The organism is Bacillus sp. JJ1533 (assembly GCF_036965045.1).
GTDB lineage: Bacteria > Bacillota > Bacilli > Bacillales > Bacillaceae_L > Ferdinandcohnia.
In genome coordinates this window covers 1-23,416 of record NZ_JBALOV010000035.1, presented here as the reverse complement: position 1 = coordinate 23,416, position 23,416 = coordinate 1, and the positions used below count along the sequence as shown (strand labels likewise).

Annotated in this window: 23 protein-coding genes; 4 read left to right on the top strand and 19 right to left on the bottom strand. The window is 38.4% G+C overall.

The features are described from left to right. Positions 1-52: 52 nt before the first annotated feature. The 12 genes from V7138_RS17695 to V7138_RS17640 form a co-directional block, all read right to left on the bottom strand. Complete coding sequence (locus V7138_RS17695; protein ID WP_335399793.1) at positions 53-1,111, bottom strand: Gfo/Idh/MocA family protein; 1,059 nt, start codon at positions 1,109-1,111, stop codon at positions 53-55. Between the two features lie 41 nt (positions 1,112-1,152). Continuing rightward, positions 1,153-2,157: an ROK family protein gene (locus V7138_RS17690; protein WP_335399788.1), complete on the bottom strand. Its 1,005-nt coding sequence runs from the start codon at positions 2,155-2,157 to the stop codon at positions 1,153-1,155. Positions 2,158-2,184: 27 nt separating this feature from the next. Next, positions 2,185-2,979, bottom strand: a complete 795-nt coding sequence (locus tag V7138_RS17685) for a M55 family metallopeptidase (protein ID WP_335399785.1) — start codon at positions 2,977-2,979, stop codon at positions 2,185-2,187. Between the two features lie 13 nt (positions 2,980-2,992). Then, positions 2,993-4,009, bottom strand: a complete 1,017-nt coding sequence (locus tag V7138_RS17680) for a Gfo/Idh/MocA family protein (protein ID WP_335399783.1) — start codon at positions 4,007-4,009, stop codon at positions 2,993-2,995. Positions 4,010-4,021: 12 nt separating this feature from the next. After that, positions 4,022-5,146: a mandelate racemase/muconate lactonizing enzyme family protein gene (locus V7138_RS17675; RefSeq protein ID WP_335399782.1), complete on the bottom strand. Its 1,125-nt coding sequence runs from the start codon at positions 5,144-5,146 to the stop codon at positions 4,022-4,024. Further along, positions 5,136-5,861: an N-acetylmannosamine-6-phosphate 2-epimerase gene (locus tag V7138_RS17670; RefSeq protein WP_335399779.1), complete on the bottom strand. Its 726-nt coding sequence runs from the start codon at positions 5,859-5,861 to the stop codon at positions 5,136-5,138. The genes V7138_RS17675 and V7138_RS17670 overlap by 11 nt, the downstream gene beginning before the upstream one ends. 182 nt (positions 5,862-6,043) lie before the next feature. Continuing rightward, complete coding sequence (locus V7138_RS17665) at positions 6,044-6,943, bottom strand: carbohydrate ABC transporter permease (protein WP_335399777.1); 900 nt, start codon at positions 6,941-6,943, stop codon at positions 6,044-6,046. Between the two features lie 16 nt (positions 6,944-6,959). After that, entirely contained in the window at positions 6,960-7,814 is an 855-nt protein-coding gene (locus V7138_RS17660) for a carbohydrate ABC transporter permease (protein ID WP_335399775.1), read from the bottom strand. A gap of 204 nt (positions 7,815-8,018) precedes the next feature. Then, a complete protein-coding gene (locus V7138_RS17655; protein WP_335400585.1) occupies positions 8,019-9,293 on the bottom strand; it encodes an ABC transporter substrate-binding protein in 1,275 nt (424 codons plus the stop codon). A gap of 212 nt (positions 9,294-9,505) precedes the next feature. After that, on the bottom strand, positions 9,506-10,456 hold the full coding sequence (locus tag V7138_RS17650; RefSeq protein ID WP_335399772.1) for an acetylxylan esterase: 951 nt from the start codon (positions 10,454-10,456) through the stop codon (positions 9,506-9,508). Between the two features lie 96 nt (positions 10,457-10,552). Continuing rightward, on the bottom strand, positions 10,553-11,362 hold the full coding sequence (locus tag V7138_RS17645) for an MBL fold metallo-hydrolase (RefSeq protein ID WP_335399769.1): 810 nt from the start codon (positions 11,360-11,362) through the stop codon (positions 10,553-10,555). A gap of 161 nt (positions 11,363-11,523) precedes the next feature. Beyond that, positions 11,524-13,203 (bottom strand): alpha amylase family protein, encoded by a 1,680-nt coding sequence (locus tag V7138_RS17640; protein WP_335399766.1) that lies wholly within the window; start codon positions 13,201-13,203, stop codon positions 11,524-11,526. Positions 13,204-13,538: 335 nt separating this feature from the next. Between V7138_RS17640 and V7138_RS17635 the strand changes: the two genes are divergently transcribed. Both V7138_RS17635 and mscL read left to right on the top strand, forming a co-directional pair. Next, the gene (locus V7138_RS17635) at positions 13,539-13,838 is read left to right on the top strand and encodes a hypothetical protein (protein WP_335399763.1); all 300 of its coding nucleotides are present in this window, start codon (positions 13,539-13,541) and stop codon (positions 13,836-13,838) included. A gap of 72 nt (positions 13,839-13,910) precedes the next feature. After that, positions 13,911-14,291 (top strand): large conductance mechanosensitive channel protein MscL, encoded by a 381-nt coding sequence (mscL, locus tag V7138_RS17630; RefSeq protein WP_335399762.1) that lies wholly within the window; start codon positions 13,911-13,913, stop codon positions 14,289-14,291. A 41-nt stretch (positions 14,292-14,332) separates the two neighbouring features. Here the strand turns inward: mscL and V7138_RS17625 are convergent, their stop codons facing one another. The 3 genes from V7138_RS17625 to V7138_RS17615 all read right to left on the bottom strand — a co-directional run bounded on the left by V7138_RS17625 (position 14,333) and on the right by V7138_RS17615 (position 16,240). After that, positions 14,333-14,851, bottom strand: a complete 519-nt coding sequence (locus tag V7138_RS17625) for an acyl-CoA thioesterase (protein ID WP_335399759.1) — start codon at positions 14,849-14,851, stop codon at positions 14,333-14,335. Between the two features lie 105 nt (positions 14,852-14,956). Then, positions 14,957-15,922: a bile acid:sodium symporter family protein gene (locus V7138_RS17620; RefSeq protein ID WP_335399757.1), complete on the bottom strand. Its 966-nt coding sequence runs from the start codon at positions 15,920-15,922 to the stop codon at positions 14,957-14,959. Positions 15,923-16,087: 165 nt separating this feature from the next. Next, positions 16,088-16,240: a hypothetical protein gene (locus V7138_RS17615; protein WP_335399755.1), complete on the bottom strand. Its 153-nt coding sequence runs from the start codon at positions 16,238-16,240 to the stop codon at positions 16,088-16,090. A 179-nt stretch (positions 16,241-16,419) separates the two neighbouring features. Between V7138_RS17615 and V7138_RS17610 the strand changes: the two genes are divergently transcribed. Then, positions 16,420-17,781 (top strand): YjiH family protein, encoded by a 1,362-nt coding sequence (locus V7138_RS17610; protein ID WP_335399752.1) that lies wholly within the window; start codon positions 16,420-16,422, stop codon positions 17,779-17,781. Positions 17,782-17,955: 174 nt separating this feature from the next. Here the strand turns inward: V7138_RS17610 and V7138_RS17605 are convergent, their stop codons facing one another. The 4 genes from V7138_RS17605 to V7138_RS17590 all read right to left on the bottom strand — a co-directional run bounded on the left by V7138_RS17605 (position 17,956) and on the right by V7138_RS17590 (position 21,981). Then, on the bottom strand, positions 17,956-18,963 hold the full coding sequence (locus V7138_RS17605; RefSeq protein ID WP_335399749.1) for an ABC transporter ATP-binding protein: 1,008 nt from the start codon (positions 18,961-18,963) through the stop codon (positions 17,956-17,958). A 15-nt stretch (positions 18,964-18,978) separates the two neighbouring features. Continuing rightward, a complete protein-coding gene (locus tag V7138_RS17600; RefSeq protein WP_335399747.1) occupies positions 18,979-19,788 on the bottom strand; it encodes an ABC transporter permease in 810 nt (269 codons plus the stop codon). A gap of 3 nt (positions 19,789-19,791) precedes the next feature. Continuing rightward, positions 19,792-20,595 (bottom strand): ABC transporter permease, encoded by an 804-nt coding sequence (locus tag V7138_RS17595; RefSeq protein ID WP_335399746.1) that lies wholly within the window; start codon positions 20,593-20,595, stop codon positions 19,792-19,794. Between the two features lie 75 nt (positions 20,596-20,670). After that, positions 20,671-21,981 (bottom strand): purine/pyrimidine permease, encoded by a 1,311-nt coding sequence (locus tag V7138_RS17590; protein ID WP_335399743.1) that lies wholly within the window; start codon positions 21,979-21,981, stop codon positions 20,671-20,673. A 103-nt stretch (positions 21,982-22,084) separates the two neighbouring features. Here V7138_RS17590 and V7138_RS17585 point away from each other — a divergent pair, with 103 nt between their 5' ends. Beyond that, the gene (locus V7138_RS17585; protein ID WP_335399741.1) at positions 22,085-23,068 is read left to right on the top strand and encodes a Gfo/Idh/MocA family protein; all 984 of its coding nucleotides are present in this window, start codon (positions 22,085-22,087) and stop codon (positions 23,066-23,068) included. Positions 23,069-23,416 lie beyond the last annotated feature (348 nt).

Genomic DNA, 23,416 nt, shown 5'->3' with positions numbered 1-23,416 from the left:
GGATATAGGAAAAGTATATCATACATTCTTTTATTCAATTACGATTGGAAAATTAAAAGTGGATTTCTGTCCCCTTCTTACTAGATTCATATATTCCACATAAGATTTTCATCATCTCAACCCCGTCTTCCACTGGACTAATCGTTTCATTTCCAGTACGACAGCAATCAATAAAATAATCGATTTCAGATTGAAACGCCTTCACAAAATCAAATGACAAATTGTCGATTTGTGGATTCAGATTTACAATGGTATCGTATTTTTCAGAAACGATAAGGAGTTCAGGTTCTATCTCTGCTCCACCCTTTTCTCCAAATAATTTAACAGAGATTTCATCCTTCTTCGAATGAAGTGAAAAGCTTACATCAACAAATAATGATGCTCCATTCTCAAAACGAATGAGAGCATTCGCAAGGTCTTCTACTGTATTTTTTGTTGCATCGAAATCTGATGCTTTATAATAAGATAAGTTTTCTATATTTGATCTGTTTCCTAGTTTATGATAAGTATTACCACTAATCGACTTTACTTTTGGCCGTCCCATTAAATACCAGCATATATCAATCATGTGAACACCTAAATCAATCAATGGTCCTCCACCCGAACGTTCTGCGTCAGAGAACCATCCCCCCGGATTCCCCAATCTTCGGATACAAGACGCCTTCGCATAATAAATTTCTCCTAATTCATCATTCTGAATAAATTTTTGAAGAATACGAGTGTTGCTTGCGTACCGCCGGACAAATCCTACCTGGAGAAGTTTTCCTGTTTCCTTTACTGTCTTTTCAATTTCCAATGCCTCTTCAACCGTTTTACATAATGGCTTTTCTACAAGCACGTTCTTTCCAGCTTTAAGTGCAGCAATGCTAATTTCAGCATGACTATTATTCCAGGTACATATACTTACTGCATCGATTTCGGGATTAGCTAAAAGCTCACGATAATCCGTGTATACATGCTCTGCCCCAAACGTCTTTGCTTTTTGTTCTGCCCTTTCAATATTGAGATCACAAACTGCAACTATTTTAGCATAATGATTTTTGGTATAAGAACCAAAATGAAGGTCTGAAATACTTCCCGCACCGATAACTCCAATTTTTATCTGTTTCATTTTCGATCCTCCTCAAGTTAAATCTCAAATTGATATCCAATTTACTTTTGAGTGATTTCCTTATTAACCTCTACATCGACTCCATACACCCAAGGCTGAATGGCCGCGCCTATTAGTCCTGCATCATTACCGAGCGTGGTTCCTTTTATCTCAACTGGATCAACGAGGGAACGGATACCCAATTCAGATACTCTTTCTTGAACCTTTTGAATAAACCATGCTCCATCATGTAATACTCCTCCTCCAAGAACGATTAGTGAAGGATTGAAGGTATGTATCATGCTAACAATCGCAAATGAAAGAGCATTAATAGCGGTCTCCACTACTTTTTCAGCTACTTCATTCCCTGCGCTCATTAATTCAAAAACCAGTCTGCTCGTTACTTCTTCAGGGTGTTTTTGATAATATAATAGTTCACTATTCCCTTTGCTATCATGATAAGATTCTAATTCTTCTCTCATCATTCTTGCGATTCCCGTTCCTGACGAATAAGTCTCCACGCAACCCTGAAATCCACAGTTACATAATGGCCCATTCATATCAACTGTAATGTGACCTAATTCAGCACCGCCACCCCACGCACCTCGAAGTAACTGACCTCCTGTAATCACACCTCCGCCAACACCTGTGCCTAGAGCGAGGCATATAAGATTTTCAACATTTCTTCCGATACCAAGCTGCTGTTCAGCGAGCGCAAGAACATTAACATCATTTTCTATAAAAATCGGCAAATCTGTTTTTGTTGAAAGAATATCTCTTAATGGAACATCATTCCAATCCTTTATATTTGCTGTTCCTGAGAGAACCTTTCCTTTTTCAAAGTCTATTTGTCCAGCCGTACCTATTCCTATGCCAACCAGCTTTTTCCCCTCCGTTTTCGCTGTCTCGGATAGGGAAAAAATAATATTTTCAAGTAACTGAATGATGGAATCTTTTGATTCTTGAGGCGTGGAAAATGTTTTCTTGATTAAGACACTGCCTTCTCTATTTATAATACCCGCGGCGATCTTTGTACCGCCAATATCTATTCCAATTGAATATTCCAAAGTTATTACACCTCTACTCACAACTATTTACAATGCTAATGAAAGAATCTCAAGGATATTGTCACTTGTATATGAAGCTGTTAAACCGTCAATTCGTTTACTTCGCACACCATCAAAGTACCTATGATCAAGCTGGTCTGTGCTTAAAAATTTCATTACTAGTTCGTATGGTCCATCTATGTTAACAGGCAACACATTTTTCCTATTATCAATTGATTCTTTTATCTCCTCTTTTAATTCCCTATAGACTAGCTTAGGTGGTTTAATCAGTGCTGCATGCCTTCCAAGCCCTTCCTTTGTTTCGTACGTTCGTACGTTAGGAATTTCCGTAATTGCCTCTGCACACGTTTTTTTATCTCCAGTTACGAAAAGGACGGGTACATGATGTAAGCTAAATAACAGGCTATCTATTCCGATTTCGCCAATTGGCCTTCCATTAAGGTGAATGGATTGCCAACCGACTGATGTCATTGTATGATCTCTGATTGCGCTTTCAGTTCCACCCATTGCGTGATACCCAATTAACATCGCACCGTCAAACGATGAATCCAATCCAGGGAAGCGATTGGATACATTTGTTGCCCCCATACAATACTTCGCCTCAGGAGGCAATTCTGAAGCGATGAAATTGTACCCTGTTCCATGGGCATCCTTGACATAAATGTCATCAGCCCCTGCTTCAATTAAGCCCTCAATAACCACACTTACTTCGGCAGTTAACAGTTTCCTAGCCTCTTCATAATACAATTCGCCTTTTTTCAATTGTTCAGGTAATAAAATACCCGAGATACCCTCCATATCTACACTCACATAAATTTTCATTATGAAGGCTACCTTACAAGTAAACTTCTTTTTGGTTGTTAGAAGATTCGTAGATGGACAGGATCAAATCAACTGCTTTTCTTGCTTCCTCACCAGGTACCATAGGCTCTCGATCTTCAATAATTGCTTTAGCCATGTCTTCTACAAAATGAAAATGGCCAATTGACCTAACTCCTTCCATTTGTTCCTGCTCAATTTTAATCTCTTTTGTAATATCTCCTTTATCCATGGTAATCCACTCCTGGATTCCATTATCGTCAAATATAATTGTTCCCTTTTCCCCATAAAGCTCAATTCGTGTATTCCTCTCAGGAAAAACAGAGGTGGTACCTTCAATTACGCCAAAAGCTCCGTTCTTGCATTCTAGAACAGATACTGCGGTATCCTCTACCTCAATATTTCTTGCTAAAGCTGCCGTCCTCGCAAACACTTTCGAAACCCCACCTGTTAACCACACAAATAGGTCAATCCCGTGAACACCTTGGTTCATGAGAGCTCCTCCACCATCCATTTCCCATGTGCCTCGCCAGCCAGCACTATCATAATAAGCCTGGTCACGAAAATATTTTAAGTAGGCATCACATAAGATCAACTTTCCAATTTCATCGTTAGAGATGGCTTCTTTTACTTTTTTAACGACGCTTGTAGCTCTTCGTTGGTAGACACAACCTAATTTTACCCCCTGCTCCCTACACGTCTCAATCATTTGCGTCATCCGTTCAGCCCTTATATCAAGCGGTTTTTCACAAAGAATATGTTTTTTAGCTATAGCTGCATCAATGGCAATTTGACCATGTGTCCCGCTAGGAGTACAGATTGAAACGACATCTATATCTTCCATCGCGAGAAGTTCTTTATAATCAGAAACATAGGTAGAAACGCTAAATGTTTCGGCAAACTTCCTTGCTGTCTCCAATCGCAAATCAGAAACTGCAGCAAGCTCCGTAAATGGACTTGCTATAATCGCCTCAGCATGGAGAGGAGATATGACACCACAACCAATGATTCCAAACCTAATTTTTCGACCCATTTTAACCTCCTGCTAAACTTGAATTTGATATATTTCGAGTTTTCTAGGATCTATGACACAGCCAATACCGTCCCCTGATGGTAGTGAAATCGCGCCTGTTTCGATACTTGTTTTGTTTTGAATCGGATCATCCGCTAAGAAAAACGGGCCATTCAAATCGGATGGCAGGTTGATTCCTAAATAATTGAACAAGTGAGCGCTACTTGTAAGTCCTAAAGTCGATTCTGTTAACCCGCCACCAAGTAAGCCAAGATTTGCTTCCTTCGCAATTTCTCCTGCTAATTTTGAACCAGTTATTCCTCCCATTTTGGTAAGTTTAATCACGGCATAATCACAGGCTTCTAGTCGAATCGCTTGTAAAACATCGCTTGGACTCCAAATACTCTCGTCTAAGGCAATCGGAACGAACGTTTTTCTTCTCAATTCTCGATGCCCAAGCAGATCATTTGCTTTTAAGGGCTGTTCAAAAACGTCCACACCGATATTCTCCATTTTCCTCCCTGCCTTTATTGCTTCAGGAAGAGTATAACCTTGATTTGCATCCACCCTGAAAAATAAATTGGGGGCTTCCGCCTTCACTGCTTCCAAAACTTCCATGTCAAAATCAACGTTGAATCCAATTTTCACATCAACAGCTTTAAAACCGTTTTCGCGTGCAAATCTAGCTTTTTTGGCTGCTTCATCAATGTTTCTTGTACTGATAAGAAAAGATAAATCAATATGTCCCTTAGGCTTTCCAAGCCAAAGTTCGGACAACGTTTTATTGGAACTTTTTCCGATCAGGTCATAAAGTGCCATATCAACAGCCGCTTTACAAATAGGCTGACCCATTGAGATTCCAGAGGAAATTTCCTTATCCATGATTTCATGAATAGTAGTTAGGTCATCCGCCTTCTTTCCAATGAGTAAAGGTTTGATGTATTTCTGAATCGTTGAAACAACTGTTTCAATTGTTTCATAACTCCATCTATGACTTGGTCTTGCCTCTCCCCATCCTTCAATACCGTCTTCAGACACGATCTTCACATAAACATGCGGCGCACCCTGATTACTGTCTCCTACAGTTCCTCCTGAAATTTGAAAACTTTGTTTCATTGGAAGCGACAAAGGAATGACTTCCAGGTCCTTAATCATCATTTTTTATCACCTGTACATTTTTTAGATCTGCTTTTTGAATTCTCTCTACAAATTTCTTCGTTATTTCCTGCGGTCTTGTAATGGCAGACCCTACTACTATTGAATGTGCACCATTTTGAAAGGCCATAACCGCCTCGTCTGGAGTCGATATTCTACCCTCCGCAATAATTGGGACTTTACAAGTTGAAGTTAGGGCCTTAATAAGTTCAAAATCAGGTCCTTCCAATTGCGGACTATACGGCGTATATCCTGACAGTGTGGTAGAGATAAGGTCACATCCCTCCTCAACAGCAGAGATACCTTCTGCAACTGTAGACACATCCGCCATGATTAGACTTGAACTATTCCTTCTGATATACAAGACTAACTCTTTAAAGGTAACGCCGTTTGGTCGATCTCGAAACGTTGCATCAAGTGTGATAACATCTGTTCCAGATTCAATTAACTCAGAAACCTCCTTTAACGTAGGTGTTATAAACACTTCACTATCCGGGTAATCTCGTTTGATAATGCCAATCGTCGGCAATCCTGTTGCTTCCCGAATTGCAATGATATCTTCCTTTCCATTTGCCCGTATCGCTACAGCACCACCCATTTTGGCAGCAAGACCCATTTTGGCCATATACATCGCGCCATGTAATGGCTCATCCTCTAAAGCCTGACACGAAACGATTAATTGTTTGTATATTAAGTCCAAAAACTGTTGTTTCTTCATCATTTCCCCTCTTTTTTAAAATCGCACCAACGTATGAAAGAATAATCCACCATCAAAACAGCATAAAGGATTTTTTCTTCACCGTTATCCAAAAAAAAATGGTAAATGGGGATCTTTTACATCATATTCTATGTGATATTGGATACGATTAAGAATTATTTTCAAAACTAAATTGGCAGCATTTACCCCTTAACGGCACTGCTATAGGCACCTTTAATAAAGTAATTTTGAAATGCTACAAAAACAATTAAGATTGGTATGAGTGCAATTATTGCACCTGCCGAAACAAGTCGAGTATTCGTTACAAAGGCTCCTTTTAAGTCATATAAACCTACTGTTAATGGATATGTGTTTGGATCTTGTAAAACAAGAAGCGGCCATAAGAAATTGTTCCAAGAAACAATGAAACTTAAAATAGCTAATGTCGCAAGCATCGGCTTAACCATCGGTATCATAATATACCACCAAATTTGCCAAGGTCTGGCGCCATCAATAATGGCAGATTCATCAATTTCCTTGGGGATACCCATAAATGCCTGCCTCATTAAAAAGATACCAAATGCCGTAACTGCCCCAGGCAAGATAACACCAGCAAATGAACCAATTAGGTGCAATTTTTCCAGAATCAAATAAATCGGTATCATGGTTACTTCTGCAGGTATCATCATCGTGGAGAGAATAACTAAAAACACAATATTTTTCCCTTTAAAATTCATTCGGGCTAACGGATAAGCGGCTAACGAACAAAATATTAATGGTAAAACCACTCCCCAAAAGGCTAAAATTGTACTATTCCATAAATAAAGAGGAATTGGGAGTGTATTCCATACAGTTATAAAATTATCTAAGGTGATATTTTCAGGAATAAACTGTGGAGGAAATGAAAAGATAGCTTCGTTTTGTCCCTTTAATGCAGTCGAGACTGACCATAAAAAAGGCACAATCATTACAACCATTACGACTAATAAAAAGAAATAGGATATTAGCAGACGACCAATCTTCCTTTTACTTGGTAGATTCCGAAACTGCCCTTTTGGTTTCATGTCTGGCACTGTATTTGTGTTTGTTTGTGTAGGCTGCATATATTACTTGACCTCCTTAAGACGGGTTATCCAGTGTTCGTTTATTTAATAAAGTCAAAATTAAAATGATAATAAATAGAATAAAAGAAATCGCACTAGCATATCCCATTTCCAGTTGTCTAAACGCTTTTTCAAATACAAGGAACACAACGGTTTTTGATGCCCCTATTGGTCCACCATCTGTCATTGTCAACATTAATGTAAACTCTTTAAAGGCTGACATCGTTGATATAACAGCCGTAAAGAAAATAATGGGCTTTAACATAGGAAACGTAATATGAATATGTTTCTTCCAGAACCCAGCTCCATCCAATTCAGCTGCTTCGTATAAATCGGTTGGTACAGACTGTAACCCCGCTAGATAAAAAAGCATATAGTAACCTAAGCCCTGCCATATCGTAACTATTGCAAGACTAATCATTACAAATCCCCGACTTGTTAACCAATCAATCGGACTGATACCAATAAGACTTAACACATAATTAAAAATTCCATCGCTTGCAAATAACCAGTTCCACAAAATTGCTGTAATGACAACGGAAACTAATGCAGGGAAATAATAGGTTAATCGAAATAACTTGATTCCTATTAACTGCTGATTAACAAGAATTGCAAGGAATACTGGAAGAACAACGAGTGCAGGTGTAACTAAAACCCAATAATAAGCTGTATTTTTTAATGCATTCCAAAACTCTTCATCTTTAAATGCTCTTATGAAATTTTCTAACCCAACCCAATCTACCGTTCCCATAAATACATTGTATTCTGTAAAGCTCAGCCCCAGAGCTGCGAGTGCTGGGAGTAAAGTAAATGTTGTTAACAAAATACCGGTTGGTAAAAGAAACATCCAAGCGTGTCTTGCTTTATACATACAATCACTCCTACTATAGTCACGAATGCTAGTCTGTTATCATCTATGAATATCAGTTATATTTGATAAAATAAAACGTTAATTAGTGGAGTTTTCTTCTAGCCCCACACTTAGAAAAGAAGACATTCACTATGCCTAAGCAATCATGAATGCCATAGAAATTACTATCATTCTCTTATTGAATTGTCGAATGTGGATGTGTCTTTATTTCGTCTTTAGAAGCTCGTTAATCTTAGCTTCAGCATCTTCAATTGCTTTCTGCGGATCTTTATCTTCTAATAAGACCTTGTGGAATTCTTCGTTGACAGCCTTATTAATCTCTGAAATATTTTCAACAGGAGCAAACATATCCTTTCCAATATCTAACTGTTTCGCAGCATAAAATTTACCTTTTTCTGCAGGATCATCAGAGTTTTCACCTTGAGTGAAGAATTCATCAGCCGCAGCCTCTTTTACTGATGGAAGAATCGCGACAATTTTACTGAATGCTAACTGGCTTTCAGCGTTTGTAACAAATTTAGCAAATTTAACTGCCTCATCAGGAGCCTTGGATTTTGCAGAAACCGCAATGTTCATGATCGATACATGTCTAAATCCAGACGAACCAACAATTGCCGGTGCCGCATCAGATTTATCATATACTTCTGGTGAGAGGTCCTTAACCTGACGATATAGTTGTGGTCCAGTTCCCCACCATGCCATTTTCTCTTGTGCATACCACTCGTTTGGTTTGGCTTGAGCCAACAAGATTTCTTTCGGAATTAGACCTTTATCAAAACGCTCTTTAAAAGTCTTAAACACTTCAACTGCCTCAGGCGTATTAATGGCAGCACTCTTTAAGTCTTCTGAGACTAAAGGAATACCATTTTGAGGTAAGAATAAATGGATGTCAATTGGCGTATTTCCATATACCCCTAATTTTTCATAGAGAATCTCTGACATTTCCCAAGATTCTTCTTCAGTTGCAGGTGGATGGTCAATACCAGCCTTTTCTAATAATTCCTTATTGTATAATATACCGCCAGTTGATAGATACCAAGGAAGTGCATATGTTTTGTCACCTAAATTACCAGCTTCCCATACCCCTTCAAAGAAATCAGCCTTAACATCAGCTGCTTTCTCTGTAAGATCCATCACAGCCCCAACAGCTGCAAGTTTCTTAAGGTAATCTGTGTTTAAGTTCATAACGTCAGCAAGCTGACCAGATGCCGCGGCTGTTAACGTTTTTTGTTCAACAGTATCATACGGAATATCTTCCCAAACCACGGTAACCCCAGGATTTTCCTCTTCAAACTGGTCGACTAAACCATTTATGTAATCATCAAATGTAGGGCTTAGTGAAATCGTCCAAAACTTAATTTCAACATTCTTTTTTTCTTCTTTCTTACCTTCGTTATCAGTACCTGCACTTTCATTTTTCGAACAGGCAGCTGCAACAAAAAGCATTAAAACGATCAACAACATTGAAAGCCTTTTCATTCTTTTCAATTCGATTTCCCCCTTTTTTAATTGAAGAACATTCACAGCATGGTGGAACTTTGCTCCCAAAAATTATCTTAATAGTGAATATATTCTTCAAATTTTATTTTATGGTAAGAAATTTACCTTGTCAATACAATTGTTACAATCTTTAGAAATTTAAATCTATTAAAAAAGAGAACGAATCTCTTTCCCTAGCAGTCTTAGATTTTCTATAAGTTTTCCTTAATATAAGCAATCGTTCCATCGATATGAGAGATGATTCCTGGCGCATCATGACCTGAAAATGGGTATGCAATGATTAACTTTGATGCATCAATTAAGTTGTACACCCCGTAAATGGATTGAGGCGGACAAATTAAATCCTTAAACGCGACTGAAATTCTAGTTTTACTCTTGATCTTCGGCGCTAAATTTAGATTGTCGAAATAAGAAAGTGTTTTAAATACCTGTTTACTTTTTTGAGGGTATCTGTGCATAAAATTTTCAACACTCATGAGGGATCCTTCGAATTTTTGCTGGATGGCAAGTTCGATATTACACATATTTGGAACATCGGCAACTACTAATGATGGACGATTGTCTAGAGCCGCAACCGCTAATGAAATACCACCACCTAAGCTTGCTCCGTGTAAGCAAATTCTCGATTTATCGATTTCGTCTCTCGTAAAAACAACATCGACTGCACGTTTGCAATCCATGTATAGCTTTCTATAATAATATTCATTTTTATCTAAAATTCCTTGTGTAGCCCATGTTCCAGTAGCACCAACTGAATAGTGTGTGTCCTCGGCACTTTCTCCATGTCCTCGACAGTCTACGGCCAAAACGGCATATCCCTGAATAATCCATTTCACATAATTAGATATTGAACCTTTGTTACCACCATATCCATGAAATGTAATGATGCACGGCAAGTCTCCACTATGGTTGTTAGGCAAAATATAAAAAGCATTTATTGGAGTTTCTTCAAATCCCTTGTATGTTAGGCTGTAAGCTACAATTTGATTGATGGGATAGTCGATCTTTTTCATTTCAATTTGGAGAGGAGTTTCATTTGATTCTCTTAAGGTACCCTCCCAAAATTGTTCAAAGTCCCTTTCTCTAGTCAGTTCAGGTATATAGTTTTCGAATTCTTGGATTTGTTTTTCATAGAATAGCATTGGCACCCTCGATTCCTTTGTTTTCCTTAAATAGTTTTAGTGTATACATTACATCTTTTTCTTAGCTGAGAGATTATTCCCATTAGAATGGGAAACTCAAACATGGAGGATCATTCCATCATAGGCCACTTTAATACCACTTGTAGCAAAGATTTCCTCTAAATCCTCATGCATTAAGCCAATATTATGGGAAAAATGAGTTGCGATGATTTGACCTTCATTCGACATGATCTTTTTATCAAAGAATACTTTCTGTATGTCTTTAACTGCCTCTATATTAAGATGATTTCTTCTTCCTGGTAAAAGCCCATTTGTACAATCCAGAATGGCTACATCGATTTTCTTGGTGGATAACCATTCCCACGTTTGTTCCGGAAACCACCCTGTGTCATGTCCATGAAATATCTTGTTTCCATCCTTTTCAACATAAAAGAGAAAACATGTTTCTAACGGGTTATGGTCTGCAGGCAATGGAGTTACCTTTGCTGTACCAACCTGGTATGTAGTAAACGGATGCATTAAAGAAAAAGTAAAATAATTCTCCGTGTGCCATAATACTTCTTTACATTTGTAGATGGCCGCATCATTTCCATATATATGAAGCGGATATGAAAAATCATGGGCAAATCCTGGTGTTCTCATTCCAAGGTCCTTCGGATTAAAATGGTCCATGTGGGTATGTGTAAATAATAAATGCTCAATTTTCGAAAGATCGAGATTATGTGTTAATACATGGTGATAGGTATCCGGTGGAAAATCAATCTTAATGGTATCATCAATAATCGTTGAAGACCGAGTTCTTATATTCTTTCCCCCTAAATCTCTTGCCTTTTTACAATGTTTACAGTTACAAAACAACCCAGGAAATCCCTCTGCCGCAGCCGTACCTAAAATTTGTATTTTCATATAATCTCCCTTTCTATTTTAAAAATATGGATATTACCTCCATTTTTCAGTGAGATGGAGATAATTTCCTGATTTTAGTATAAATTTACTCTTTCCAAGATTCAAACTATTTTATCGAACGAAAAAGGAGCAGATTGAGATAACCCGCTCCCCCTTTCGTATTACGTATCGCTTCGTACCATTTTTAGAAGTCCTGGTATATGATGCGGAGTTTCACTTGGTTCCGCAAATTCCTCCTCCACGATATGCCACCAGTCAAACCATTCTAGATAGACCAAATCAAATAACATAACACCATGTGTTAATTCGATATCCTTTCGCAGGGCCTTACGGAACTGCTCTGGATTGTTACTATATTGATTGAGATACAGACTTCCGTATACAAAAGTCGATTCATTAATGACATCCATAGCCAGCTCAGCAGAGCCTTCAACACTATGCTCAGCAATTCTGCCATTAGCAATTGCTTCTTCTTTTGTAACTTGTTCAAAATACGTTCCGGTCATGATGAAATCCAATGTTTCAGCATAACCTGTCTTGTGATAGTTGTCTGAAGTCCAGCTATAATCAGGTTGATGTGTTCTACTTGCCCAGTTCACACCTTCACTGTAATAATCAGAATACCATGCACCTACATATGTGCTAAAATAAACATCCTCTTTTAGATCATGGATTGTTTTCTCTGCCTTTTGGAAGAAAGACTGGATATTCCCTGCACGCCACTCAATCCATTCTTTATACAAAGGTCCCTCTTCAATACTTTGTTGCCCGTTACCGTCAAATTTGATTTCAAAAATATCTTGAGGGAAGTTCTGAACTTCTTTACCAATATACTCTTCAAATTTTTCACGGCTTAGTTCACTAAAGTCCGCATAAATATTGTTGTACCTTGCGCGGTCAAGAACGATTCCGTCTACATCATATTTTGTAACTAATTCTTCAATGATCCCTAATTCATACTCTTGGACATCCTCACGAATTGGGTTTACAAATGTTGAATGACCTGCCGCTTGTGAAGATGGCACAAGTTTTGTTTCTGTTGATGAGATGTCGATTGCATCGCCAACCTTAACATGATCAAGCAGCCATGTTCTTGCTGTACCGTGACCAGATAAAACGTAGCCGTTTTCAGGAATTTCTAAGGCTGGTGTTCCATATGTGTTCCTGTCAGAAACCTGTGTGACAACGCCATCTGTAACTTGTACTTCTGCCCCCCAACGATTTGCAGGAGAAACATCATACTTGTCTGGCGTATATAGAACAAGATAATTTGTATTTCTTGTGGTATTTGAACCATCAATTTTCCTTGTTTCTCCGTTAGCAGCTGTTGCCACCCTCGACCCCTCATAAATGACGGATTGCCATTCTGGGTTCTCATATGCTGGCCCTTCTTGGTATGTTGTGCTTCCCTCCGAAAAAACATTGATAGCCGCATGGACTTTTATTCCATATTTATGTGCCTCTTCAATTACATTTTGTAATAAATCATAATTCGCGGGGTACCCTTGAAATTTATCAATCTTCTTTGATGTACTTGCATGAGGAGCTAAATCACTTTTATAGGCAACAAAACCTGTTGAATTTTTTATATCAAGAACGATCGTGTCTATATTCGCTTTTGCTGTTTTGCCAACGATTTCTTTCACTTTTTCTTTCGTATTTAGATATTCGATATTTGCAGACAAGTCATACCAGAGTATTCTGGCCTTTTTATCCGGATCTTTTACTAAATTCTGTAATACATTCTTCCTAGCAGTATCATTCCCACCCTTAGCTGAAACCGGAACAACCAAAAAAGTTAACAATAAGAAAGCAGTAACAATAGCAATTAATTTTTTCATATCTCGCTCCTTTTTTTACTTTTCTTTTCTGTTTACTTTTATGTATTTCAACGATGTAAGAATGTCTACCCTCCCCTTTTTTTAGAATTATCTAAATAATAGCACATTTACAACAAAAGGAGAATCTTTTCTCCATTTTAATCAAATAAACAGGAATATTTATCTAAAATTGATTCCTTTATTTCATTTTTCAACAAAATGACCCGCGACTAAAGACCTATATTTACTAGATATTCTATTTTCTCCTCATTATCACGGCCGCCAATTCTAGCACAATCTTTCCTTTTGTTATAAGATGAGCTAAGATAAAGCATAGATTTTGAGGTGAAACGTTTATGGCCTTTGGTATTAAACGCAGGGAGCTACTTGAGTGGAAGAAGAAGGTTTCGGATGGGGAAATCGCATTTCTTACCCATTATTGGATTGACGACCGTTTTCCAGGAATGACGACGGTGACAAAGGTTGGCTGTGCTGACCTTGACAAACTTAAAAGTTGGGGAAAAAAATATGGTATTCCTTCAAAGTATATTCATAACCGGACAGGCTTCCCCCATTTTGATTTATTAGGTGACAGACAGATTGAAATTTTAAGAAATGAAAACATGCTACATCAACTAGAGAGGTTCAAAGGATAATCCCTTTGGACTATTCTCTTTTTTAGGAATTTGGATAGAATAAAAAAGGGCTTTTGAAAGGAGAACGACAATATGATAAATGATTTTAAAAAATTTGCGTTAAAAGGCAATGTCATTGATCTCGCAATCGGGGTTATTATTGGAGGAGCCTTCGGAAAAATTGTGACATCACTCGTAAACGATATTATTATGCCACTAATTGGATTTTTGCTTGGTGGAGTAGACATCTCAAAGGCTTCTATCCCCTTTAATGGTGAGGAAATCATGTATGGTGCTTTTCTACAAACCGTTTTGGACTTTTTAATTATTTCTTTCTCTATTTTTCTCTTTATCCGTTTTTTCCAGCGCTTTAAGAAAAAAGAAGAGGAAAAACCTGCAGAACAAACTCCATCCAATGAAGAGCAGCTTCTTGCTGAGATTCGTGATTTATTAAAAGAACAACGTAGTAATTGAAAAAGGTTGTCCAAGTCAAGATAGACTGTGGACAACCTTTTTTACACTTCCCAAGGTAAGGCGAGGCTAAATTTTGATGCCATTTTCTCATTTTCTTTTTTGCGTCTTTTTCGATTTTCAGCACGTTCTTTTGCAGATTCATGAAGCATCTTTTCTTCTTCCGATCTCGGAATGACTTTTGGGACAGGCTTTGGTTTGCCGTTCTCATCTAATGCGACAAATGTTAAAAACGATAATGCGCAAATATGCCGTTCTCCGTTATATAAATCCTCAGCAATCACCTTTACAAATACCTCCATCGATGATCGACCTGTGTATGTCACATAAGCCTCTAAACAAACAGAGCTTCCTTCATAAATCGGGTTTAGAAAGTCAACAGAATCTGTTGATGCAGTTACAACTGGCGAGCGTGAATGTCTTACGGCTGAAATGGAAGCAACATCGTCAATATAGGCCATTAGTTTACCGCCAAACATGGTTCCATGATAATTTGTATCAGGTGGAAATACATTGCTCGTCTTCACTACAAACGATTCCCTGCAATATTTTGCTTCTTCCATTGTAAATCCCCCTTCTTATTTCTATATCCTATTCTTCTCGTATTTTATAATTTCAAACAAACAAGTTTTTCTCCCCATGGCGCAAGCCCATTCGGCTAACGCTGGTTATGCAGGAAATTTTTGTTCAAGGCGTTCGAAGGAATAAACACGGTCAATGAACAGCGCGTAAATCGAAGCCAATAATTGCTGGAACAGCATTCCGACAACGACTGGAACAGCTACCTCTGCTGGGAAGAATGTTATTGCAATGACAGCTCCTGCGCTAATATTACGCATACCTCCCGTAAAGATAAGCGCGATGATCACGTCAGGATCTAATTTCATTAAGCGCCCAATGCCCCATGCAATCAAATATCCACAGAATGCGATAAAGAATACCACGGCACCGATGATAATCAATTTTAGATTTACATTTTGTAAATACGGTGCTATTTCTGCACTATTGATCATGACTACGACTCCAAGTCCAAGCTTTGAAAAAGGTGCGAGGTTTGGGCTAAGTGTTTTCGTGCATTTACCTTTTGTAAGATGGTTAACGAGCATACCAAGAACTGATGGCAGTACAACCATGAAAAAGAGGCCTTGCATAATGCTGAGAACATCCATTTCAACATTACTGCCAACAAATAACGTTAAACTATACGGCACAACAAATGGTGAAATTAATGTATCGATTAAGATAATCGATAGTGTTAGTGCAATATTCCCGTGCTTCATTGCGACCCAGATAAAGCTAGAAATTCCGGTTGGAATCACCACTGCTAATATTAATCCGGTAATCGTAAAGCTATCGCCTGGAAAGGTTAGATGGCCAACAATCCAAGCCCAGGCAGGCATGATCAAATGTAGAGTAAAAAGAGCAATTAAGATTGGAAATGGATGTGTAATAGCTCGTTTTAGAGAACCAAAACTTGAACTTAACGCTCCTGAAAAGGTAATGAATGCAAAAATCCACGGTACTAAATATGAAAAAGGAGCTAAGTATGCAGTTAGTAAAACACCCAATACGACACTTGTAGGTGTAATGAGTGGCATGAGTTTCTCTAATTTTTTGTTGAGTTTCTGTAACATCGTCATTCTCCTAGTTTATGAATCTACCGCTTTAAAATCATTGTTTAAGTATACTACAATTTTAACATTTTTGAGGTTGTCTTATTAAGGAAATCCGATAACTTGGGTTTTATTCCCACAAACGAGAAAAGCATCATCACTTGTGACAATGCTTTTCGTTTCCCTCTAGCTTGGATCATATTCGTCATATGAAAGGGTTGTGACCTGTGTGTAATCGCCCTTTTCAATTTCTTTCATCGAGGCATCTTCTCTTAATTCATCTTCTGTGTCCATTCCGACAGCAATTGTCGGCTCTTCCTTTTTTTGACGTTTTTTCATAGGTAATCACTCCTTTCTTTTAGTATTCCCTTTTGTTGGGTATGATACAAAAAAACAACGGTCATTTTCAGAATAGTATTTTTATACAATTGGAAGCATTTTTATTTAAAAAAGCCTCGCATTTTTATGCGAATTATTATAAAGTAGGATTTGTGACTTTTTTAAGAGGTGAAACAACTATGGCAATTCAAAGACAACAAGAGAAACCTACAATTATGGATTATTTAAAATTTATTATTCCTTCCTTGCTCGGAATTCTTTTATTTATTGTACCGTTCCAATATCAAGATGCATTCACGATCCCTGTTGCCATCTTGGCAGGGATTGTCCAAGATATATTAGGTGAATCAATCCCATATATCATGACTGGATTAGTCACCATAACTGGTATGATTTCCATGTTTACAGTATTTATTAAACCAGCTTTTATTACGAAATCTCCATTTTTATCGGGACTATTTTATGTATCTCCCGTATGGGTGGTAACACGAATACTTGGAATGATTTTTGCAATTATGACCTTATTCAAGCTGGGTCCTTCTGCTATTTGGTCAGCTACTACAGGCGGCACGTTGTTATTTGATTTAATTCCTGTTTTATTTTCGGTATTTTTATTTGCAGGACTGTTTTTACCATTATTACTTGATTTTGGTCTGCTCGAGCTATTTGGAGCTTTACTGACAAAGGTGATGCGTCCCCTTTTCAGATTACCTGGGCGTTCATCGGTAGATGCCATTGCTTCTTGGTTAGGAGATGGCACCGTTGGAGTGCTTCTTACGAATAAGCAATATGAGGATGGTTACTACACAAAAAGGGAAGCAGCCATCGTTGCAACAACCTTCTCTGTTGTTTCCATTACGTTTACAGTTGTCATTTTAGCTCAAATGAGATTAGAAAATATGTTTGGTCCGTTTTATCTTACCATCTTACTTGCAGGTTTAGCGGCGGCCATTATTACGCCTAGAATTCCACCATTATCTCGAAAAACGGATACGTATTATGAAGGTACAACACAAAAGGCAGACGAAAACATTCCAATGAATATAAGTCGTTTCCAGTGGGGTATGGAACAAGCGGTCATTCAAGCGAGAAAAAGTGCGGACTTTTCGAAAGTGTTAAAAGGCGGTATGCAAAACGTCTTAGATATGTGGATGGGCGTAGTTCCAGTGGTCATGGCGATCGGAACAATCGCATTAATTATTGCAGAATTCACCCCAGTCTTCAAATATCTAGGAGCACCATTTGTACCAATTCTCACTTTACTCCAGGTGCCAGAGGCCGTTGCTGCATCTGAAACAATGGTAATTGGATTTGCGGATATGTTCCTGCCATCCATTATCGGGGCAGGCATCGAAAACGATTTAACTCGATTTGTCATCGCGGGTGTATCTATCACTCAGTTAATTTACATGTCTGAGGTTGGCGGATTAATACTCGGTTCTAAGTTGCCCCTTTCGTTTCTAGACTTAGTGATGCTCTTCTTGGAACGTACGCTTATTACTCTACCAATCATTGTTGGGATGGCTTATCTGTTCTTTTAAAATGTGCTTCGGCGCCGTATTTTGCTAATGTCCATAGAAGTTAGAATAATGGCCATAGAAATAAAATAATAGCCATAGAACCCTGCCTAACGGCCATAGAAATAAAATAACGTCCATAACACATAAGGAAGCCCTACGAATTATTTTTTCGTAGGGCTTTTACTCTTCAAAATATCAAGCTTTCACCGGTACTTCTTCCTTCGTAAAGCCTTCTTGATAAATTCGACTGATGATTGATTCAATTTCTGGCTCTTCTACTGTTAAATCCGTAATATTATGGGTTTGTGTAATTTGCGAAATCACATCTGACGCTGAAAAATCATCCCGATTGAAGCGAATCCATTTTCTATTCCCTTCTTCTTTGCAAATTTCCCCATTTGAAACGTGAAGATCCATTCCATTTTCCTCAACATCCACAATCAACGTCCGCATTTTTCCGTAGCGTGATTTTACTGCAGCAATGTCGCCATCATATACCTTTTGCCCGTGATCAATCAGAACCATCCGTTTACATAGCTTTTCAATGTCTTCCATATCATGGGTTGTTAAAATCACCGTCACATCGCGAAGCTTATTGATTTCTTGAATAAATTCACGCATTTTCTCTTTTGCGACAACATCAAGACCAATGGTTGGTTCATCCAAAAACAAAATATCTGGATCATGTAAAAGCGAGGCTGCAATATCCGCTCTCATTCGCTGACCAAGTGACAGTTGACGAACTGGCGTATTCATAAATTCACCTAACCCCAAGATTTCTGAGAAAGTATCCATATTCTCTTTATAACGCGCATTTGGAACACGGTAGATTTCCTTAAGTAATTCAAATGACTCAATTGTCGGCAAGTCCCACCAAAGCTGTGTTCGTTGGCCAAACACGACCCCTATGTTTTTCGCATTTTCTTTCCTGTTTTCATATGGAATAATCCCATTTACCCGGATTGATCCACTTGACGGAACAAGGATTCCGGTAAGCATTTTAATCGTCGTAGACTTTCCAGCCCCATTTGGTCCAATATAGCCAACCATCTCTCCTTTTTCAATCGAAAATGAAATATCGTTTACCGCTGCTTTCGTTTCAAATTGCCTATTGATCACACTTTTTATCGCGCCAACGAAACCGGTCTCCCTTTTTGCAATCTTAAATTCTTTCCTTACATTTTCAACCTCAATAATAGCCAAGATACTCCCCCCTTTTCACGATCCAGCACTTTTATAACGACTTAAACCAAGCATCCACACCTTATAGGCAAGTGTAAAAAACACGATTCCGACTAGCGGTGTTAAATACCCGATATAGGCAGGAAAATACGGTGTTTCCTTATCTAATATCACCGCTGCTGGGAAATAGTTCACAAAACCAAATGGAACGACAAACGCCGTTACCCATTGAACGACTTTTGGATAAATCGCTAGCGGATAGTTTGTTAAATTTCGGGCTGGATACATCACGACCCAATAAAAACGCTCTGATTTTGTCGTCCAGAAAGCAATTGCCGAAATAAACACGAGCAATCCCCCTTGAACAAGGATTCCCCCAAGAATCGCACCAAATAAAAAGAGGAGTTTTCCAAATTGCCATTGAATCTCAAGAACATTGCTCACCCATATAAAGACCATGATACTAAAAATGAACTGACCTGCTGCCCCAATATCGAATTTCATCGCCATAAAGTGAAAGAATGGATTGATTGGTCGAACAAGAAACCGGTCAAATGTTCCATTCACAATATATGTATCCAAACTTCTAAAATGGAAAAAGAGAATGATACAAAATCCCCATGACAACACGGCAAGCGCAAATAAAAAAAGGAGTTCATAAAAGTTCCATTTACCAAGCTCTTTAAATTGATAAAGCATGATCCACATCGTTACTGCCGTTCCAGTATATGCTGCGACCATTCCTACAATACGCATGATAAAGGCAAAACGATACTGCATTTGGGCACGGACACCCGCTCCAACAAGTCGAAAATATAATTGGACGTATTCGATTATTTTTTTCATGGCTCACCCTCCCTGCACAATCACTTTGTTTGATGCTTTACGCCAAACAAATCGGAGGATTCCATATGATACCGCCACCCAAAATAGTTGAATTCCGATTGATAGGAACACTGCCTTACCTGTAATTTCCTCTATAAAAATTGCATTTGGAATAAAATAGATTCCTTGAAACGGTAAATATGTCGCAAACGTTTGCAACCAACCTGGGAAAAACCATAACGGAATGACAGAACCGGATAAAAGCGAAACAGAAAAATAAAAGATATCCTCAATCCCTCCTGTTTCAATCAGCCAGAACGTGAATAAGCCAAATGTCAGCTCGATACAGTATCGAATGAGAAAACCTAAAAACCCTGAAACTATAAATAAAATCCATGTCTGCCATGAGGTTGGCAAGCTTAGGTCAACAAAGAAAAACAACAGAATATATAACGGAACTAACGCGGTAACCATATAAAATGCGACACTACCAAAATCGGCAAACAAATATCTTAGCGGCACATCAAAAGGTCTCATCAATTCCAGTGCAATATCCCCTGTTCGCACCTTTTCCTGCAGTTCCCATAACGGTGTTCCCGCACCATTAACTGCCGTTAAAAATTGACTGACGACAACATACGTAAGCATGGCAGTTAATGAAATTCCACTTGCTTCTTCTTTTCCAGCATAAAGTGCATACCAAATTGACATCCACATTAATAGAAAGATAATATTTGAAACCAGCCTTGTCCACACATCAAATCGATAAGCAGCCGATCTCATAAAGGCCTTTTTCGTAAAAGCTGTATACATTTTTACCGTATCCATCCAGTCACCTCTATCAAACTAGCAAACCTATTTAACAGATTTTTCTTTATAGTAGCATAATTGCATACCCCACGACTAGGCTCTAACTCTCTTTTTGGAGCCTAGTCTTACTACAGTCTGTTCAATTATGATAGCGACAACGGTTCCCAATACAAGTCCATTGTTTAAAACCGCGGTTAAAATAGGTGGCACATCCTTAAAAGCAGCTGAAGGAACAAACATTGACCCTACCCCTACGAATAATGAAAAAACTATAATCATTCGAGAACGACTTTTATTTGCCATGTTGTCAAATGCAGCTAAGGCCGGCAGCATGAGGTTTGCAAAAATAATAAAAACCGTTGCATAGCCAATGGGTGCCGGCAAACCTGAAACAAAGTTCATGATTTTAGGAAAAAAACTAATCCCGACTAATATAAAACTTCCAACAATAAATGGAAGTCTTGTATTGATCTTCGTGGTCGCAATGAAACCTGCAGCTCCCGAGATTGGTACAGGCGCGACACCTGAAAATAGTCCTGCAAGCATTTGGTTAACCCCCGCCATAAATCCAACTGAGCGAAATCTTGTTTCTTCAGTTTTGATTTTTTGTGAGTGTAGTACCTGTTCAACAACTCTTACACTTGCGATTAAATTTGTCAAAAGTAATAACGTTACAAGGATTGATGTAGCAATCATTCCACTATCAAAAACCGGTGTTCCAAAAGCAAAAATGCGAGGTATATCAATTAATTTATCCGATGTCACGTTAAGTGGCTCTGTAAGGCCAAATACCGCAAAAATAATCCAACCGAGGGCTAAGCTGATCAGAACCGAGTATTGCTTTAATGCTCGAGGCCCTTTTTCTGCAAAAACAAATGTAAAAAAGATAATAAATAGACAAATACCAGCAATTTTTAGATTGACTGTTTCTTCGCCACGGTAGCCAACTCCGAAAATTCCATTTATAAACGAACCACTCAGCTGTAATGAAAGTAGTATTAAATAGGTCCCAGTCACTACCGGTGTAAACAACTTTGAAAGTCGATTAATAATACCTAGTACACTTAATAGCATAAAGAGGATCCCACTTACTAAAATTCCTGCTTCAATTACTCTTAGTGTCTCTTGCCCTGATCCATACAAGGTTGGCCCTAACCCCGCATAAATAATAAACACGCCCCACCATAAACCTGCTGGACCTTCATTAAGCGGCAAACGATGTCCAAAATAGACTTGGACCAAACCTGCTAATCCTAATACTAGAAATGTCCGCGACACAAAGCTTGCCGTTTCTGCTGGGTCCATACCATAAAGTGCCGCAATCGCGATTGGTGCTACAACTGAACTCGCAATGATAAAAGCAAGCCATTGTAATGAACTAAAAAAAACTTTCAATTTCCTCATCCCTATTCTCTTATGTATGCAATTCATTTTATCATTTTTTCCAAGTTGTGTATGTTTGTTATAATGAGTCTATGTTCTAATTTTTACATTTGGAGGATAATTTATGATTCGTTTTGGAGTAATCGGAACCAACTGGATTACAGATGCTTTTTTGGAAGCAGCAAAAGCAATTGAAGACTTTTCACTAACAGCTGTCTATTCACGGACAGAGGAGCGAGCAAAAGAATTTGCCGACAAATATCACGCATCCTATACCTTTACCTCTATTGAAGAAATGGCACAATCTGATGTATTGGATGCAGTTTATATCGCTAGCCCGACATCCTTTCATGCTTCGCAAGCAATCATTCTATTAAAGCATGGTAAGCATGTTCTTTGTGAAAAGCCGATTGCCTCAAATGCAAGAGAGTTAAAGGAAATGATTCAAACCGCAAAAGAAAATAAAGTGCTCTTAATGGAAGCCCTGAAATCAGGATTTCTGCCTTCTTATTCGAGCATCCGCGAGAACTTACATAAAATTGGTCCCGTTCGCCGCTATTTTGCGAGCTATTGCCAATATTCCTCTCGCTATGATGCCTATAAGGAAGGAATAATTTTAAATGCCTTCAAGCCGGAATTTTCAAATGGGGCATTAATGGATATAGGTGTGTACTGTGTGTATCCAATGGTTCAATTATTCGGAAAACCTGATTCAATCAAGGCCAGTGGTCTCATGCTTGATTCAGGCGTGGATGGTGAAGGGAGCATTCTTGCCCACTACAAAGATATGGAGGGCATGATGATGTTTTCAAAAATCACCAACTCCTATATCCCGTCTGAAATTCAAGGTGAAAATGGCAGCATTCTTATCGATAAAATCTCGGGACCTCAGAAAGTAGAAATTCACTACCGGGATGGCAGAAAAGAGGACATCTCAAGACTCCCTGACAAGCACACAATGTATTACGAAGCAAAGGAATTTATCAATCTTATTAAATGTGGCGAACTCGAATCAAAGGTCAATTCATATAAAAACTCAATTTCCGTAATGGAAATTCTGGACGAAGCTCGAAATCAAATGGGGCTAGTCTTTCCTGCAGATAGGTAAAGAGGCTTGGGTGTGTGTTCTGTTAAAAAGAATGGATTACTTCTATCGTCCATGAAATGGGAAGAAATAACTCGTCTCTGTCAGATTGTTAGTTGATTTGGACTCGTGCTTGCGGGTTTGTCTGAGTTGTGTCAGAATCACGGGGGCTTTTGGACTCAGGGGCACGGGTTCGCCAAATTGGTGTCAGAATCACTTTCGCTTTTGGACTCAGGAGCACAGGTTCTACTAAATTGTGTCAAAATCACATGCTCTTTTGGACTCGGAATCTCGGGTTCTATCAACTTCTGTCAATATCATACGTTCTTTTGGACACTTGCGGGCGAGTTCTATGTCAAGTCCTGTATTATG

What these genes read in the sequence shown, in the direction of transcription:
- V7138_RS17695 (WP_335399793.1), bottom strand. Translation starts at nt 1,111, where the DNA reads ATGAAACAGATAAAAATTGGAGTTATCGGTGCGGGAAGTATTTCAGAC.
- V7138_RS17685 (WP_335399785.1), bottom strand. Translation starts at nt 2,979, where the DNA reads ATGAAAATTTATGTGAGTGTAGATATGGAGGGTATCTCGGGTATTTTA.
- V7138_RS17680 (WP_335399783.1), bottom strand. Translation starts at nt 4,009, where the DNA reads ATGGGTCGAAAAATTAGGTTTGGAATCATTGGTTGTGGTGTCATATCT.
- V7138_RS17675 (WP_335399782.1), bottom strand. Translation starts at nt 5,146, where the DNA reads ATGATGATTAAGGACCTGGAAGTCATTCCTTTGTCGCTTCCAATGAAA.
- V7138_RS17670 (WP_335399779.1), bottom strand. Translation starts at nt 5,861, where the DNA reads ATGAAGAAACAACAGTTTTTGGACTTAATATACAAACAATTAATCGTT.
- V7138_RS17665 (WP_335399777.1), bottom strand. Translation starts at nt 6,943, where the DNA reads ATGCAGCCTACACAAACAAACACAAATACAGTGCCAGACATGAAACCA.
- V7138_RS17660 (WP_335399775.1), bottom strand. Translation starts at nt 7,814, where the DNA reads ATGTATAAAGCAAGACACGCTTGGATGTTTCTTTTACCAACCGGTATT.
- V7138_RS17655 (WP_335400585.1), bottom strand. Translation starts at nt 9,293, where the DNA reads ATGAAAAGGCTTTCAATGTTGTTGATCGTTTTAATGCTTTTTGTTGCA.
- V7138_RS17650 (WP_335399772.1), bottom strand. Translation starts at nt 10,456, where the DNA reads ATGCTATTCTATGAAAAACAAATCCAAGAATTCGAAAACTATATACCT.
- V7138_RS17645 (WP_335399769.1), bottom strand. Translation starts at nt 11,362, where the DNA reads ATGAAAATACAAATTTTAGGTACGGCTGCGGCAGAGGGATTTCCTGGG.
- V7138_RS17640 (WP_335399766.1), bottom strand. Translation starts at nt 13,203, where the DNA reads ATGAAAAAATTAATTGCTATTGTTACTGCTTTCTTATTGTTAACTTTT.
- V7138_RS17635 (WP_335399763.1), top strand. Translation starts at nt 13,539, where the DNA reads ATGGCCTTTGGTATTAAACGCAGGGAGCTACTTGAGTGGAAGAAGAAG.
- mscL (WP_335399762.1), top strand. Translation starts at nt 13,911, where the DNA reads ATGATAAATGATTTTAAAAAATTTGCGTTAAAAGGCAATGTCATTGAT.
- V7138_RS17625 (WP_335399759.1), bottom strand. Translation starts at nt 14,851, where the DNA reads ATGGAAGAAGCAAAATATTGCAGGGAATCGTTTGTAGTGAAGACGAGC.
- V7138_RS17620 (WP_335399757.1), bottom strand. Translation starts at nt 15,922, where the DNA reads ATGTTACAGAAACTCAACAAAAAATTAGAGAAACTCATGCCACTCATT.
- V7138_RS17615 (WP_335399755.1), bottom strand. Translation starts at nt 16,240, where the DNA reads ATGAAAAAACGTCAAAAAAAGGAAGAGCCGACAATTGCTGTCGGAATG.
- V7138_RS17610 (WP_335399752.1), top strand. Translation starts at nt 16,420, where the DNA reads ATGGCAATTCAAAGACAACAAGAGAAACCTACAATTATGGATTATTTA.
- V7138_RS17600 (WP_335399747.1), bottom strand. Translation starts at nt 19,788, where the DNA reads ATGAAAAAAATAATCGAATACGTCCAATTATATTTTCGACTTGTTGGA.
- V7138_RS17595 (WP_335399746.1), bottom strand. Translation starts at nt 20,595, where the DNA reads ATGGATACGGTAAAAATGTATACAGCTTTTACGAAAAAGGCCTTTATG.
- V7138_RS17590 (WP_335399743.1), bottom strand. Translation starts at nt 21,981, where the DNA reads ATGAGGAAATTGAAAGTTTTTTTTAGTTCATTACAATGGCTTGCTTTT.
- V7138_RS17585 (WP_335399741.1), top strand. Translation starts at nt 22,085, where the DNA reads ATGATTCGTTTTGGAGTAATCGGAACCAACTGGATTACAGATGCTTTT.